Genomic DNA, 15,686 nt, shown 5'->3' with positions numbered 1-15,686 from the left:
TCGAGCGGCAGCCGCAATCCATCCGCCACTCAACCAGTCATTCTTTATACCAAATGGACGCGCTTCCTATCTTCGCGGGTGCTGTGCCCTGTGCCGCCTGCGGCTGTTGGTGCAACCGGACACGGTGCTGCGTTGGCATCGGGACCTGATGAAGCAGCGTCACGCTCGCGCCTGCCGGCCCAGACGACCAGGAGCTGGTAGGCGCGCGCGTTCGCGTTGTTGGCCAGGTCCTTCAGGTCGCCCAGCTCGGACACCTCGACCGGTCCGGCGAGCAGGCGGCGCATCAGGTCCATCGCTTCCGGATCCTGCCGCTATGCCGGGAGGTCGCCGGCGGCCTGCGCCGGCGGGGTGTACTGCTGCCGGATCTGCTCCGCGTTGACGCGGTGGCGCTCCAGGGTCTCGTTGACCAGCGACTCGCAGGCGTCCTCGTCTGGGACCAGGCCGGCAGCATGGTCGACGTCCTGCGCGACGCCAAGCCGGAGACCAGCGGCAGACCTACGCCGCCCTCGGCCTGCGCTGTCAGTACGATCACGCGCAACGCAAAATGCAGGTCAGGATTGCTCCTGACCTGCATTCCCTGGCCAACGATGTTGGCCAGTGGGTTGTGTCCGAGGCCGGACACAGACCGTGAGCCGACGACGGTCGGGGGTGCTGAGGGAGCTGGATCTGGGTGCTCCCCGATGATCGCAGGACTACCAACAGTGATCGAAGTCCAGCTGACTTGAGTGATCATTCTGCCAGCGCCGTGTGGTGGCGTTAGGGGCGACTCCGATTCACTCCTTCGAGTGATGGTAAATCGCATGATGCTGACCCCCGGCTTCAGCCGGGGGAGGAACGAAACTCCCGCGTAGCGGGTCAGCGATAGCCAGACCTGTGCCGCTTGAAAAGTCATCGCCGCTGGTCAAGCGGCGTAGCAGTACTCGTTGATCAGGCCGCCGAGGATTCGGCTGCGCAGTATTCTGCGACTGTCGAGGCCCTGTTCGGTGGCGGGTTGTTCACGGGCGCCGGGCGGTAGTTGGTTGTGGGCCTGGTGCGGGCGGTGCTCGTTGTAGTGCCGCTGATAGGCGGCCAGGACGCGCCCGGCGTGGGCCTCGTTGAGGATGAGGACGTGGTCGAGCGTTTCGCGCCGGATGGTGCCGATGATCCTCTCGCAGTGGGCGTTCATCCGAGGAGCCCGTGGCGTGCTCGTGATCACGTCCAGTTCTTCAGCCTCGAAGACGGCGTCGAAGGCGTCGCTGTACTTGCTGTCGCGGTCGCGCAGCAGGAAGCGTAGGGAATCCATGCGCAGGCCCAGGTCAGCGGTGAGATTCCGTGCCTGTTGCAGGGCCCATTCCCCAGGCTCGCGCCGACCCGGGTACCCGACACCTTTGTCCAGCCGACCGCACACCGGCCGCTCGACCGCTCGCCCAGCCGTACCTACCAGCTCCGAGGCCCCCGATGACCGTCTCCGTCGCCCTGTTCACCCAGGACCTCCGCCTGCACGACAACCCCGTCCTGCACGCCGCCCGCGCCGCCGCCGACCAGGTCGTCCCGGTGTTCGTGGTGGATACCGCGGTCGAGGCCGCGGGCTTCGCCACCGCCAACCGGCGGGCCTTCCTCGCCGGCTGCCTCGCCGACCTGGACGCGTCGCTGCGCCGGATCGGCTCCCGGCTGGTGGTGCGCCACGGCAACGCCGCCGAGCAGACCGCCCGGATCGCGCAGGAGACCGGCGCGGCCAGCGTGCACCTCGCGGTCGGCGTCAGCGCGTTCGCCCAGCGCCGTGAGGCCCGTTTGCGCGAGCTGCTCGGCGGTCGACTGCACGTCCACGACGCCGTGCTGACCGTGGTACCGGCCGGCCAGGTCACCCCGGCCGGGAAGGACCACTACGCGGTCTTCACCCCGTACCACCGCGCCTGGCAGCGCGTCCCTCGCCGCGCCGTGCTGTCCGCCCCCCGGACGCTCCACACCCCGCAGACCGTGCACGGCGATGATCTGCCCACGGCCCCGGCGGCCTCGCCCGCGCTGCCGCCAGGCGGGGAGACGGCCGGCCGGGCGCGGTGGTCGAGGTGGGACCTCGACGACTACGCCTACGTGCACGACGCGCTCGCCGCCGACGGCACCTCCCGGCTCTCCCCGTACCTGCACTTCGGCTGCCTGTCCGCCGGCGAGCTGGCAGCGCGCGCGACGCGACGCGGCGGGGACGGCGCGGAGGCCTTCGTCCGGCAGCTCGCCTGGCGGGACTTCCACCACCAGGTGCTCGCCGCCCGGCCCGACAGCGCGTACCGGGACTACCGCACCCGGCACGACTCGTGGCACCACGACGAGCGCGAGGCCGCGGCCTGGCGGCAGGGCCGCACCGGCTACCCGATCATCGACGCCGGGATGCGTCAACTCGCCCACGAGGGCTGGATGCACAACCGGGCCAGGCTGCTCACGGCCTGCTTCCTCGCCAAGTCGCTCCACCTGGACTGGCGGATCGGCGCCCGCCACTTCCTGTCCCTGCTGGTGGACGGAGACGTGGCGAACAACCAGCTGAACTGGCAGTGGGTGGCCGGTACCGGGACGGACACCCGCCCGAACCGGATCCTCAACCCGCTGGTCCAGGCCGACCGCTACGACCCGGACGGCGACTACGTGCGCCGCTGGGTGCCGGAGCTCGCCCATGTGCCGGGCCGGGCCGCGCACCGGCCCTGGCTGCTTGCCGACCGCCACGGCTACCCGGACCCGATCATCGCCCCGGATGCGCTCACCGACCGGCTGCGGCACGCCCGCGGCCTGGACTGAGCCCCGGGCCGAGACCGCCCCGCCCCGTGCTCAGGACCGGGCGACCCGCAGGGCCCAGGTGCTCGGCGGGGCCTGGTCGGTGCGGTCCACCGCGGCGGCGCGCAGCGGGGCCGGCCGGCGCTGCCAGTCGTACGGCACCCTGACGTTCGCGGGGAGGACCGCCGCGAACGGCCCGGCCGCCGCCGGCGCGCCGGAGCGGCTGTTCCTGACCGGAAACCGGCCGGATTGGTCGGCGGAATCGCCAATCCGCCCGGTTGCGGGCTCCGAATGCCGTGCGAGAGTCTGGGTCCACCGAGTACCCGGGAACCTGGCAGTGCCCGGCGGCCTGCGGCCACCGGGAGGAGGAGCGGGCATGAACCATCAGCCTCACACCCCGCCGCGGTGCCTGGTGACCGGTGCCACCGGCTACATCGGCGGCCGCCTGGTGCCCGAACTGCTCGCGGCCGGCCACGCGGTGCGCTGCCTGGTCCGCGACGCCGGCCGGCTGCGCGACCAGCCGTGGCGGGCGAAGGTCGAGACCACCACCGGTGACGTCACCCGGCCTGACACGCTCTCCGGCGCCTTCGACGGGGTGGATGTGGCCTACTACCTCATCCACTCGCTGGGCACCGGGCCCGGCTTCGAGGAGACCGACCGCGCGGCTGCCCGCGCGTTCGGCGAGGCCGCAGCCGCGGCCGGCGTGGGCCGCATCGTCTACCTGGGCGGGCTGATCCCTCGCGGCGTGCCCGAACAGGAGCTCTCCCCGCACCTGCGCTCGCGCGCCGAGGTCGGCCGCGCGCTGCGGCGCAGTGGCGTGCCCACCGCCGAGCTGCGCGCCGCGGTGATCATCGGATCCGGCAGCGCGTCGTTCGAGATGCTGCGCTACCTCACCGAGCGGCTGCCGGTGATGGTCACCCCGAGCTGGGTGGGGACCCGGATTCAGCCGATCGCTGTACGCGACGTGCTGCGATACCTGGTCGGCGCGGCCCAGCTGCCACCCGAGGTCAACCGGACCTTCGACCTCGGCGGGCCCGAGGTCCTCACCTACCAGGGCATGATGCGGCGCTACGCCCGGGTCGCGGGGCTGCACCGACGCGTCATCGTCCCGGTGCCAGTGCTCACGCCACGGCTGTCCAGCCACTGGGTGGGCCTGGTCACCCCGGTGCCGAACGCCATCGCCCGGCCGCTGGTCGAGTCGCTGCGGCACGAGGTCGTGTGCGGCGAGCACGACATCGCCCGCTGGGTGCCCGATCCGGCGGACGGCCTGACCGGCTTCGACCGGGCGGTGGCGCTCGCCCTGCGCCGGATCCGCGAAGCCGAGGTGGTCACCCGCTGGTCCTCGGCCTCACTTCCCGGCGCGCCCAGCGACCCTCTGCCCACCGACCCCGACTGGGCGGGCGGCAGCCTCTACCAGGACATCCAGGAACGCGCCGTCAAGGCATCCCCGTCCGCCGTCTGGCAGATCGTCGAGGGCATCGGGGGCGACAACGGCTGGTACTCCTTCCCGCTCGCCTGGGCGCTGCGCGGCTGGCTGGACCGGTTGGTGGGTGGTGTCGGCCTGCGCCGTGGGCGGCGTGACCCAGCGCGGCTGCGGGTCGGCGACGCGCTGGACTTCTGGCGGGTCGAGGAGATCGAACCGGGGCGGCTGCTGCGACTGCGCGCCGAGATGCGACTGCCTGGCCTGGCGTGGCTGGAGCTGTCGGTCACCCCGGACGGCGAGGGCGGCACGCACTACCGCCAGCGGGCGCTGTTCCACCCGCACGGACTGGCCGGCCACGCCTACTGGTGGTCGGTCGCACCCTTCCACTCGGTCGTCTTTGGCGGGATGGCCCGCAACATCACCGAGCATGCCCAGGCAGCCTCCTGAGGTGCCGTCCGGCCGGGGCCCGATCGACTGAGCAGCGCCGGTACCGTCACACCGTGACCGGGGGGCCTACACCGACAACTGTGCGTTCGGCTATGCGCCGCTGTGGACGAGTGCCGCCCACAGATCGGGGTGGTCGGGGTATTCGGCGCGCAGGTCCCGGGTGACGTAGTGCAAGGCAGTGGCGGCGTGGTCGGCAGTGGGTGTGGCGGGCAGACAGCGATAGAAGGCGGCTGCGGCGGTGACGGCGAGATGGTCGCTCAGCGGCCAGAGGCTGGCGATGACGTGCCGGTATCCGGCCATCTGGAAGGCAGAGGCGAGATGAAGGGCTTCGTCGGCCAGCCCGGTTCCGCCGTGCGCTGTGGAGCAGGCGGACAGGTAGGCCAACTCGGCGTCGGCGAGATGGAGTCGGATGATGTCAGGCAGGCGCAGGGTGTCGTCGTGCAGGCGCAGCCCACTGTTGGAAGGGATGGCAAGGTCGGCGTGGGCGTGGCACGCGAAGTGCGCCCAAGTGGCCTTGGGTAGTTCGGCCCGAACGCGCGCGATAGTGGCGCCTTGGTCGGCCAGGGGTGGGATACCGGGGTGGAGGGAGTGCAGAGTGGCGGCTTCGGCGGCGGTGCCGGGTAGGTCGGGCAGGTCGGGGGTGTGGGTGAGCGCGACGGTGAGCTGGCGTCGGGCCGTGGCCGGTGGCCTCGCGCGGGTGTGGGCGAGGGCGCGCAGGGTGGGGGTGTAGGAGGACACGACCTTGTCGAGGGCGCCGGGTTGGCCGGGATGGCCGGCCGCGTGCAGAGGGAACAGGCCGAGCAGGCCGGTTGGCAGCCACCACACTCGCGGCGGCTTGCCGGTCTCGCCGACTGCGGGAAGAGCGTCGAGCACGGGTTTGACGATGGCGTCCCATAACCAGCTAAGGACATCGGTCAGCACACGTTGTCGGCGCAGGATCCCTGACAGCGACCCGCTGTCATGAGTGGCTGCCAGCAGCTCCCTCGCGTGGGCATACACGTCATCAAAGACGAGGTCCGGCAATGCGATGCCCTCGGGGTCGGTGTCGCTGGTGATGACGACCGCGTCACCTCGGAGCCTGCTGACGTTGACTAACACCACGGCGCCGCCGGAGGCGGTCGGCCGCAGATCTTCGAGGCGGGGTGGCCGCAGGAATTTTTCGTAGCCGGGGTATTGGCGAATCTGGGTGATCAGCTCGTCGTATTCGGCCCAGATCCGTTGCCGGTTCTCGATCTTGTCGATGGCGCTGTGGCGGCTGGCGCTGCCTGTGGTCGCGTTGAGCTGGTCTCGGACGCGCTGGAACCGCGTGGCCAACTCGGGGTGGGCCTGGCTGAGGTTGGTGAGGTCGGTTCGCGTGTCCATCTGGGCGGCGAGCAGGACGCCCCGGCCCAGTTCGGCGGCTTCGACCGCGCCGGCGGGGTCATCAAGCGCACAGTGAGCGGCCACCGCGTCCCATACGAGGCCCGATTGCTCGCCGAGGCGACGCTCCTGGTCTGTCCACGTGCCCTCGCGGGTTGCGACCAGTGGCAACATCTCGACCGCGGCGTCGAACAGGTCCAGCGCGATGGCGTGCTCGTTCAGCGCCTGCGCCAATCGGCCGATGTTGTGTGTCGCTGAGATCCGAGCGTGCGGCGAGGCTGTCGTCGCTGAGATGGCCTGGGCCGCAAGTGCACGCAGAGTCTGTCGGTTGATCCCTTGCCCAGAGCGCTCGCACCGCGCCCAGTAGACGCGGCCGAGGTTGGCCAGGGACGTGGCTCGATAGGGATGGTCTGCGGGGGAGGCGTCGAGTGCGTTCTCCGCCAGTTCGACCGCCCGATCCAAATCCGCCGCTGTGCCGGCAAGCTCGAACCGGGCCGAGTATGGGCTGGCGAGATTGCCCAGGAGCCATGGTCGATCGGGGTGGCCTGCGGGGGTGGCGGCAAGCGCCTGCTCGCCCAACTCGATCGCCCGATCCAGATCCGCCGCTGCGCCCACATGCGTGAAGCGCACCTGATAGGCGGTGGCGAGGTTGGCCATTGGCCCTGGTCGATCGGGGTGGCCTGCGGGGATGAGGTCGACTGCCTGTTCTGTGAGTTCGATCCCCTGGGCCAGGTCCGCTATCGCGCTGAAATGCCTGAAGCGCGTCAAGTAGGTGCCGCCGAGGTTGGCCAACAGCGACGGCCGATCAGGGTGATCTGTGGGGGTGGCATCGAGTGCCTGCTCTGTCAGCTCGATCGACCGATCCAGATCCGCCGCCACCCCGAGACGATCGAACCGACTCTGATGCGCTCGGCCCAGATCAGACAGGTGCATAGCTCGATACGGGTGGTCTGTGGAGATTGCGTCGACCAACTGCCCACCCACCTCGATCGCCCGTTCCAGGTCCGACTCCGCACCGAAGCGGTCGAATCGCCTCTTGTGGACGAGCTCGAGATTGGCCAGCCGCGACGCTCGGCGAGGGTGGTCCGGGGGCGTGGCGTCGAGTGCCTGCTCTGTCAGCTCGATCGCCCGGTCCAGGTCCGCCGCCGCGCCGTCTCGGTCGTACCACCTCAGGCAGGCGAGTCCGAGATCGGACAGGACCGTCGCTTGACGTGGGTGGCCTGCGGGGGTGGCGGCAAGCGCCTGCTCGCCCAGCTCGATCGCCCGATCCAGATCCGCACCCACGCCGAGGCGCTCGAACCGCTCCCGATAGGTGGCGGCGAGATCGGACAGGACTCCCGGTCGATCGGCATGGTCTTCGGGCGCGGCGTCGATTGCCTGCTCTGCCAGCTTGATCGCCCGATCCAAGTCCGCCACCGTACCCACGCGTTCGAACCGCCTCCGATACGCGGCGCCGAGGTTGGCAAGGTGCCACGCGCGCTGCGAGTGGTCTGCAGGGGTGACGGCGAGCGCCTGCTCACGCGCTTCGATCGCCCGCTCCAAGTCCCCCATCACGCCTACACGGTCGAACCACGCCAGGTAGGCGTCGCCGAGCTTGGCCAGGTGTCCTGCTCGTTCGGGGTGGTCTGGGGGCGCGGCGTCGAGCGCTTGCTCTGTGAGCTCGATTGCCCTGTCCAAGTCCGCCGCTGTGCCAACGCGCTCGAACCGCCTTCGGTAGGCGAGGCCGAGATTGGCCAGCCGCACTGCCTGATGCGGGTGGTCTGCGGGGGCGTCAAGTGCCTGCTCTGTCAGCTCGATCGCCCGGTCCAGGTCCTCCATCACGCCGGCACGCTCGAACCGAACAAGGCAAGCGCGGCCAAGCTCAGCCAGGTGTCCCGCCCGTTCGGGGTGGCCGGGGGGCGCCGTGTCGAGCGCAAGGCCGCCCAACTCGATCGCCCTGTCCAAGTCCCCGTCCAAGCCGAGGCACTGAAATCGCCTGAGGTAGGCGGCGCCGAGGTTGCCAACGCGCCACCCTCGTGCGGGGTGATCGGCCGCAGTGGCTGGCAGGACGGCGGTGAGGAGGATGATGGCGGCCTCAGCCAGCATGATGTCGGCGTTGGAGGCCGCCTCGTCCACCAGGTCGGCGGCGAGCGCGGCTTGCTGGTCAGCATCGGCTTCCGGCCCGAGAAGGGTGTGCATGGCACCGGGGATCGCACCGGGACTGCCGACCAGCGGCGAGCAGAAGACGACAGCGCGAGCGAGATCTGACAGGCGATCGGAACTATTCGGAGCTACGACATAGCGCAGGAAGAAGAGCCATCCCAAGGCTTGGTGGGCCACCGCCAGCCGCCAGCCGTCCTCAGGGTCCGGGCGCGATTTGGCCTGCGGCTGCGCGGCGCGCCACAGTTCATCGGCCTCAGCCAGAGCCACCTCGTCCAGTACGGTGTCGGCTTGCCTCGTCTTCCTGCAGGCATCGACCCGCCGGAGCACCTGCTGCGCAATGTCGTCGAACGACACGTCGAGCCCCCTCGAGCGGTGTTCAGATCGCGGTTCCCACCAAGCCCCAAAGATGACAGTATCGCTATCCGTGGCCTGCGGACGACCCTGCGTTTCCCAACGGCCACCGAAGCGCGAGAAGGGAGGGGCGCGTTGGATCCGGAGGAACGGGCCACGCTTACGATGGTGTGCGCCGAGATAACGGAGCTACGAGCCGAGAGCGCCCACCAATCTGAGCCCCGCCAGCGACTGCTGGCGGAGATCGAGACTCGGGCCAGACAACGGCAACCGATCACGGATCTGCTGCGCCAAGTGCTCGGTGTCAGCAACCAAGAGTTGCGATCGCTCAGCAGTGGCCTTCCCGGTACCGGCCCTGGGCAGGCCGACGAGGAAGTCTTCGGCTGCCCCGACAGCGCTTGTGACCGGTTGTGCACCACCACCCCGGCCGGACCTGTCCCCCGGTGTCCGCTCACCGGCCAGCCAATGGCCCGGCGGTAGCAATTGTGGGCACCTTCTTCCAGGAATTAGCCAAGCAGCTCGCCGAGCGATGGCTGACGCTGTTGCTCCTGCCCGGCGTTCTGCTCGCCGCCGCTGCGGCCACCGCAGTCCAGTTAGGACACCGGCACGCCCTGGACTACGCCCGGCTCGAACGTGCTGCCTCCAAGACCGCTGCAGTAATCGCCCAGCAGTCCATCGGCAGCCAGGCGCTGCTAGCCATCATTGTGCTGTTGGCGTCCACCGGCATCGGCCTAGCCGTCCAGTCCCTTGCGTGCGTCACCCGGAGGGTCTGGCTAGGTCCATGGCTCCCACCACTCGCGGCGCCGCAGCGCTGGCAGGCCGCCCGCCGACGCGCCCGCTGGCGCCGACGCCTTGACCACCGGCGCGCCCTTGAACACGCCTACCCGCGCCCGTCCCGCACCCCCGATCAGCAGCGCGCCATCGACGCCGCTGCCGATAGGACAAACCGCATCGCCTGGGCAGAACCGGGCCGGCCGACCTGGATGGGGGACCGCGTCCACTCCCTGGAGCAAATCGCCCTGCACCGTCACGGCCTGGACCTCGCCTTCGCCTGGCCCCGGTTGTGGCTGGTGCTGCCCGACACCCCCCGCTCCGATATCACGGCCGCAAACGCCGCATTCGCCTCCGCGGCGGCCGTCGCCACCTGGGCCTGGCCATACCTGCTCCTAGGCATCCTGTGGTGGCCCGCCGCACTGGCTGGCGTCGGCCTCGGCGTCACCGGCTGGGCCCGGGCCCGCTCGGCACTCAACGACCTCACGATCCTGTCCGAGTCGGCCATCGATCTCCACGGCCGCGCCCTCGCCATCGCCATCGGTGTTGCAGCCCCCACCACGACCGGTCCACTCACCATCCCCGAAGGCGAACAGATCACCGCCCTCACCCGCAAAGGACGCTAAATCCGCAAACCGTGTCGGCGTGTGTAACTAGCCGTTGCTCTATCGAACTTCGTGGGCGTGAGTTCGAGTCTGCCAACTCGGTCGGGTGATTCTCTGATCAGCAGGGCATGAAAGTGGGGCCTCCCGCACAGCTCGTGGGTGTCGAATCCAGCCGAGCAACAGGAGGCCTGCGCCTGCCGAGAATGTCATCCATGCAGTTCAAGGACTTGGTCGGCGGTTGCGGCAGGATGATCACTCGTGTTGCTTCGCCTGGCATACCTGACTGTCACCAACGCGTTCGCCGCCCTGCGGCTGTTGCCGATGAGCGACCGGGACAAGGATGTGGAGATTCTCGCCCTGCGCCATCAGCTCACTGTCCTTGAGCGGCAGCTCGGTGGGGACACGGCGAGGTTCGCTCCGGAGGACCGCGTCTTCCTCGCGGCGCTCCTCGCCCCGTTACCGCGCGAGGTGCTGCGCCGCCTGCGGCTGTTGATCCAACCGGACACCGTGCTGCGCTGGCATCGCGACCTGATGAAGCAGCGTCACGCTCGCACCTGCCAACCGAAGCGGCCTGGTCGTCCGCCCACCATCCGCTCGATCCGCGTGCTGATCCTGCGTCTGGTTCGGGAGAATCCGTCCTGGGGGTACCGGCGTGTGCACGGCGAACTCGCCGCCCTGGGCATCAAGGTAGCCGCGTCTACCGTCTGGGAGATACTCAAAGCCGAGGGCCTCGACCCGGCACCCGACCGCAGCGCCACCACCTGGGCCGACTTCCTGCGCTCCCAGGCCGACGCCCTCCTGGCGTGCGACTTCATCGAGACCGCCACCCTGACCGGCCAACGCCAGTACATCCTCGCGGTCATCGAACACGCCACCCGCCGAATCCGCATCCTGGGAACCACCGCACATCCCACCGCCCACTGGGTCAGCCAGGCCGCCCGAAACCTCGTCATGGACATCGAGGACACCGGAGCCACCGTCAACTACCTGATCCGCGACCGGGACGCGAAGTTCCCGGCCCTCTTCGACCAAATCCTGGGCGACGCCGGCATCCAGGTCGTGCTCTCCGGCATCCGCATGCCGCGGATGAACTCCATCATGGAGCGCTGGGTACAGACCTGCCGCCACGAACTCCTGGACCGGACCCTGATCTGGAACGAACGCCACCTACGCCACGCCCTGCGCGAGTTCGAGCACCACCACAACGGGCACCGGCCCCACCAGGCCATGAACCAGGCAGCGCCCCTGCGCGCGGTCCCCGAACCGATCACCGATCCCAGGCGAATCGCCCGCCTGGACATACGCCGACACGACCGGCTCGGCGGAGTGATCCACGAGTACCGGCATGCCGCTTGACCTGGCCGGATGAGATAGTCGGCAGGCGCACAGCTCGGCCAGCACGGCGGCGCCGTCGACCAGGGTGCTCACCCCACCGCTCTGGGCAACTTGGGAGCACGCGAGCAGCAGCAGGCGAGGAGGGGCGGGAGTGCCGGACCCCTCGGTGTGCGGCAGCACCTCGCCGCTCCCCAGGCCGGCGAAGCCCGGCCGATCGGCATGGCGGCCAGTGTCGCGAATGACGGTCAGGCCGTCCGGCTCGCTGTCCCGATGCGGGGTCATCGCCATCACCGACCGTGCGAATTTCACCACCGCCGAGCGATCTCCCAGCCCGTCGAGAGTGACGAGCCCGTCCCGCTGGAGCCGCTCCCGGACCCGGCGCACCAGCCCAACTCGGCGTCGGTCCTCGAAGCTTGCGCGGAAGATCCCAGTAGAGCGTTGCGCTGAACCCGGCATCGGCTTCCTTTCGCCTCGGCATGGTGATGAGGGGCACCGAGGACTCTCGGGGAGGCAGCCGGTGACCGTAAAGTGACTGGTTGTCAACCAGGTCAATCGAGGCTCGACCGGCAGTGACGCCATGTCAGCTGCTAGGTTCGAAGAGCCACTGGCTGTCGCCGCACTGCGAAGGAAGCCATGAACGACACCCCGTACGTCCCGCGCACCTTCCCTATCTCCGTCAAGGGCGTCGTGCTCGATCAGCAGAACCGAGTGCTGCTGCTCAAGAACGAGCGCGAGGAGTGGGAACTGCCCGGCGGAAAGCTCGAACTCGGCGAGGAACCGGCGGCCTGCGCCGCCCGTGAGGTCCAGGAGGAGAGCGGCTGGAACGTCGAAGCCGGCCCGCTGCTCGACGTCTGGATGTACCAGCCGATCCCCGACCGCCACGTCTTCATCGTGACCTACGGCTGCCACCGACTCGGCCCGGACCAAGCGCCGGTACTCAGCGCCGAGCACAAGGAGATCGGCCTCTTCCACCGCAAGCAGGTGGCGGAACTGGTGATGCCGCAGGGCTACAAGGACTCTGTCGCCCGCTGGTACGCCGACCAGGGTCTCGGCTGAGCCGAGATGCCGGCGCCCGACTACACCGCGCCCACGACCGCAAGCGCCGCGACGCTCTGGCGCTGGGCCACCCCGCAGGCCGAGCGCGTGCTGGAACGGCGCCGGCTCGGCGAGATCCTCAAGTACCACCGCGCGGTCAACGGCCTCTCGCAGACCGCGCTCGGAGCCGCCCTCGGCTACGACAAGACGTACATCTCGCTGCTCGAGAACGGTCGCCGCACCATTCTCGACCTGCCCTCGCTGCGTCACATCGCCCGGACCCTTGGCCTGCCGGCACACGCCCTGGGCGCCACCGATCCGGCCGACGCCGATTTCGCCGCCGTGCTGCAGTTCGCGGACTCCACGGTGCGCCTCGCCGAGATCGCCAGGCAGAGCGGCAATGCCACCGAAGCGGTGAAGGAGCTCTGGCCCCTGGTAGCCCGGCTGGAGGCGCGCACCGCTGACAGCCACCCTGAGCGAGCCGTCCTGGCGCTGCTCGCCCGAGCGCGGGTGGGGCTGGGCGTGGCACTGGGGCATGTCCTTCCGGAATAACGACTGGCTACGGCGGCCCGCTGGACCGGCACTGGTGTTTCGCTGGCCCGCCGTTTGGACGACCGCTCCTTCCACGCCTACGCCCTGCGGATGCACGGCAACGAGCTCCGGAAGGCAGGGCTGCACGAAGCCGCCCTCGATCGGCTTCGTGCAGCCCGATCGATCGCTTCGACACCGGCGGACCGGGCCGCCGCACTCGCGCTCCTGGCCAGGGCCGCCGGCGCCGCGAACCGTCCGGCTCTCTTCGACGAGGTCATCGAGGAGAGCGGCAGGCTGCTCGACCAGGCGCCACAGGGCACGCTGTTCAACGCCTTTGCGCTGCACGAGATCAAGCTGCGTGGACTCGTAGCGACCAACCGCACGCGGCAGGCCGCCGAGCTGACCGACAACGCGCCGGAGCCCACCGCGCACACCACAGCCCAGTGGCGCATCATCGAGCACATCACCGCCGGACGAGTACTGCTGCTGCGCGGCGATTCGGACGCGGCGCAGGAGCGGCTGACGGCCGGCCTCGCAGGGGCTCAGGCCCATCGGCTGCCGCACCAGCTCCAGCGGGTGCTCCGCGTCAGCAGCTCGTTGCCCGACCTGCGCGACCAGGCCGCGTTGGCACTGCGCGATCTCGAAGTGGAGATGGCGACCTGACCTCTGGTCGGCCTGAGCGAGAAACAATGGAGTGACGGCAAGTTGGAGAATCGTCTTCATGCGGCATCGGTCTTCGGGACGGCCCAGACAACCTTGCCGCCCGGTGCCGGGTGCCAGCCCCACGCCGCACTGAGCTGCTCGACCAGCAGGAGACCGCGCCCGTCCTCGGCGAGGTCGTCGACCTGGCGATGACGGGGCATGCCGGGCGACTCGTCGAAGACCTCGATCAGCAGCTCACCGGCCACCAGCTGGGCGACCAGCCTGATGGCGCCGGCGCCGACGGATGCCGTGACGGCGTTGACGACGAGTTCGGTGAGGATCAGCTCGGCGTTGTCCTGGCCGGTGGAGGTCAGGTGAGTTGCGAAGTAGTGCCTCAGCTGGGCGCGTGCGGTCCGGGCGGCCTTGGTCGTGACGGGCAACTCGCAGCGAAGGACGTTGTCAGTGCTGTCCGGAAGGTCGATCGGGACGAGGTCGGGGACGACTCCCAGACCGTGGGTCGTTCGGGACGACGGCATGGCTACACCTCCTCTGTGGAACGGGAGTTGTGCGGTGCCTGACCTGGCCGCCGACGGATTCGGCGTCAACAGGAGGTGGGGTCGTCACAATCTGTCCCCCAGACGTCGCTGACAGCAGTAGGGTGCTTCGAGAGCGGTTGCCGGCGCACATCACGGCGCGGATATCACTGCTGTGATACGGGGTCGGAAGCCCCGATCGGCGGCGTGGATGAGACCCGGCGAAGCGGATGGGAGAGGCATTGGCCGACGAACGGTGCGGCAGGTGCGGGTGCCGACTCAGCCGGTACAACCCCGGGAGCACGCTGTGCGGACCGTGCGAACGCGTGGCTGCGGCGCCCGTGCCGACGCGGCTTCAGATCCCTGACCGAGTCTGGCTGGACCCGGCGGTGCGCGACGCGCTCGCCCGGTGGGATTTCGGTCAACTCAGCAGGAGGGTCCGGGAATCCGCCTCCCTGCGGCAGGAGGATCTGGCCGCGATGACCGGGCTGAGCCAGGGCTACCTGTCGATGCTGGAGGCCGGCAGCCGCCGCCTGATCAACATCGACAAGGTCCTGGACTTCCTCGTCGGCCTCGGGGTGCCGGCGGACCTGATTAGCCTTCCCCGGCGGGCCGCAAGGGGGACCGAACCCAGCCAGGTGTTCGTGCCGGTGCCCGGCGAGGAGAGTGCGGAAGACCTCCTCGACCCCAGCTTGCCCTGGACCGGCAGTCGTATGGTGGCAGCACTGCACAACGCGGCATTAGGGAAGCCCATGGACCGCCGCCGGTTTCTCGCGCTGTCAGGTACGGCCCTGACCGCGCACATCCACCACTGGGGTATCGCCTACCTGGAGCCATTGCGCCGAGCCGAGAGCGGCGGTCAGGTCACCAATGAGCTGATCACGCACCTCCGGGGCACCGCCGACCAACTGCGGCACATGGACGCCAGCGGCGGCAGTGGGAGGCTCGCTGATCTCGCCCGCGCCCATCTCTCAATGATCGAAGGGATGTTGCGGCACGGAAGCTATGACGAGCCGACCGGCCGTAGGCTCGTCGCCATTGCCGCCGACACCGCCACGCAGCTCGGCTGGTTCCACTTCGACGCCGGCCGTCATGCCGCAGCTCAGCAAGCCCTCCTGGGAGCGCTGCGGGCGGCGCAAGCTTCCGGAGATCCGCGGCTCGGCGCGGGGGCGTTGTCCTACCTCGCGATCCAGAGCTATTCGAACGGTGACCCCCGAGATGCCGTCGGTGCGATGCAGGCGGCTCGCGAGAAGGTCAAGGCCGTCAACTCCCCGTTGCTGAAGGCCATGCTCCTCACGCGTCAGGCTCGCGGTCATGCCAAGCTGGGTGAGCGGGAAGCGTGCCTTCGGGCGCTCGGGACGGCGGCCGAGCTCGCTGCAGCGGGCCCCTCGGAGGAGGATCCCGACTGGCTCTACTGGATCAACGAGGGTGAAATCGCCGGGCAGGCAGGTAGTTGCCAGCTCGACCTTGACGATCCACGACAGGCCGCAGTGAACTTCGAGCAGGCCCATGCCGTCCTGAACCCGGGGGAACGCCGGACACGCGCGCTGTTCGAGGCGCGAGCTGCGTCGGCCTACCTGCGTAGCGGTGAGCGCGAGGCGGGGTACGCGGCCGTCGAGAATGTGCTGGAGCTGGCTGCCGGCGTTCAGTCGCCCCGCCTGTACGAGCACCTCGGTCGCACTGCCGACGATCTGCGTTCCTACAGCAGTGGGTCGCGGACACAAGAGCTGATCGAGCGCTCGACAGAGCTGCTCGCGGAGAGGAGTTGATCCT

12 protein-coding genes are annotated in these 15,686 nt (G+C 69.5%); 8 read left to right on the top strand and 4 right to left on the bottom strand.

Features of this window, described 5'->3' with window-relative positions; all coding sequences use genetic code 11:
- Positions 1 to 44: 44 nt before the first annotated feature.
- Both P3T34_RS07055 and P3T34_RS07050 read right to left on the bottom strand, forming a co-directional pair.
- Positions 45 to 293 (bottom strand): hypothetical protein, encoded by a 249-nt coding sequence (locus P3T34_RS07055; protein ID WP_280665122.1) that lies wholly within the window; start codon positions 291 to 293, stop codon positions 45 to 47.
- Positions 294 to 901: 608 nt separating this feature from the next.
- Positions 902 to 1,282 (bottom strand): integrase core domain-containing protein, encoded by a 381-nt coding sequence (locus P3T34_RS07050; RefSeq protein ID WP_280665121.1) that lies wholly within the window; start codon positions 1,280 to 1,282, stop codon positions 902 to 904.
- 155 nt (positions 1,283 to 1,437) lie between these two features.
- Between P3T34_RS07050 and P3T34_RS07045 the strand changes: the two genes are divergently transcribed.
- Both P3T34_RS07045 and P3T34_RS07040 read left to right on the top strand, forming a co-directional pair.
- Complete coding sequence (locus P3T34_RS07045) at positions 1,438 to 2,763, top strand: deoxyribodipyrimidine photo-lyase (RefSeq protein ID WP_280665120.1); 1,326 nt, start codon at positions 1,438 to 1,440, stop codon at positions 2,761 to 2,763.
- A gap of 352 nt (positions 2,764 to 3,115) precedes the next feature.
- Complete coding sequence (locus P3T34_RS07040; RefSeq protein WP_280665119.1) at positions 3,116 to 4,609, top strand: SDR family oxidoreductase; 1,494 nt, start codon at positions 3,116 to 3,118, stop codon at positions 4,607 to 4,609.
- Positions 4,610 to 4,699: 90 nt separating this feature from the next.
- Here P3T34_RS07040 and P3T34_RS07035 read toward each other — a convergent pair whose 3' ends face one another.
- Positions 4,700 to 8,464: a CHAT domain-containing protein gene (locus P3T34_RS07035; protein ID WP_280665118.1), complete on the bottom strand. Its 3,765-nt coding sequence runs from the start codon at positions 8,462 to 8,464 to the stop codon at positions 4,700 to 4,702.
- Between the two features lie 482 nt (positions 8,465 to 8,946).
- On the opposite strand from P3T34_RS07035, the gene P3T34_RS07030 reads away from it, so the two are divergent.
- The 5 genes from P3T34_RS07030 to P3T34_RS07010 all read left to right on the top strand — a co-directional run bounded on the left by P3T34_RS07030 (position 8,947) and on the right by P3T34_RS07010 (position 13,401).
- A complete protein-coding gene (locus P3T34_RS07030) occupies positions 8,947 to 9,858 on the top strand; it encodes a hypothetical protein (RefSeq protein ID WP_280665117.1) in 912 nt (303 codons plus the stop codon).
- Between the two features lie 237 nt (positions 9,859 to 10,095).
- Positions 10,096 to 11,193, top strand: coding sequence for an integrase core domain-containing protein (locus P3T34_RS07025; RefSeq protein WP_280665116.1), 1,098 nt, complete (start codon positions 10,096 to 10,098; stop codon positions 11,191 to 11,193).
- 612 nt (positions 11,194 to 11,805) lie between these two features.
- Positions 11,806 to 12,228, top strand: coding sequence for an NUDIX hydrolase (locus P3T34_RS07020; protein ID WP_280665115.1), 423 nt, complete (start codon positions 11,806 to 11,808; stop codon positions 12,226 to 12,228).
- A 6-nt stretch (positions 12,229 to 12,234) separates the two neighbouring features.
- The gene (locus P3T34_RS07015) at positions 12,235 to 12,759 is read left to right on the top strand and encodes a helix-turn-helix transcriptional regulator (RefSeq protein ID WP_280665114.1); all 525 of its coding nucleotides are present in this window, start codon (positions 12,235 to 12,237) and stop codon (positions 12,757 to 12,759) included.
- 54 nt (positions 12,760 to 12,813) lie between these two features.
- Positions 12,814 to 13,401 carry a hypothetical protein gene (locus tag P3T34_RS07010; RefSeq protein ID WP_280665113.1) on the top strand — a complete coding sequence of 196 codons (588 nt, stop codon included), beginning with the start codon at positions 12,814 to 12,816 and terminating at the stop codon, positions 13,399 to 13,401.
- A 56-nt stretch (positions 13,402 to 13,457) separates the two neighbouring features.
- On the opposite strand, the gene P3T34_RS07005 is transcribed toward P3T34_RS07010, so the two are convergent.
- On the bottom strand, positions 13,458 to 13,916 hold the full coding sequence (locus P3T34_RS07005; protein WP_280665112.1) for an ATP-binding protein: 459 nt from the start codon (positions 13,914 to 13,916) through the stop codon (positions 13,458 to 13,460).
- 323 nt (positions 13,917 to 14,239) lie between these two features.
- On the opposite strand from P3T34_RS07005, the gene P3T34_RS07000 reads away from it, so the two are divergent.
- A complete protein-coding gene (locus tag P3T34_RS07000; protein WP_280665111.1) occupies positions 14,240 to 15,682 on the top strand; it encodes a helix-turn-helix transcriptional regulator in 1,443 nt (480 codons plus the stop codon).
- Positions 15,683 to 15,686: the final 4 nt, after the last annotated feature.

The sequence above is a fragment of the Kitasatospora sp. MAP12-44 genome, from assembly GCF_029892095.1.
In the GTDB taxonomy this organism is placed as follows: Bacteria; Actinomycetota; Actinomycetes; order Streptomycetales; family Streptomycetaceae; genus Kitasatospora.
This window is presented reverse-complemented; position numbering and strand designations above follow the sequence as displayed.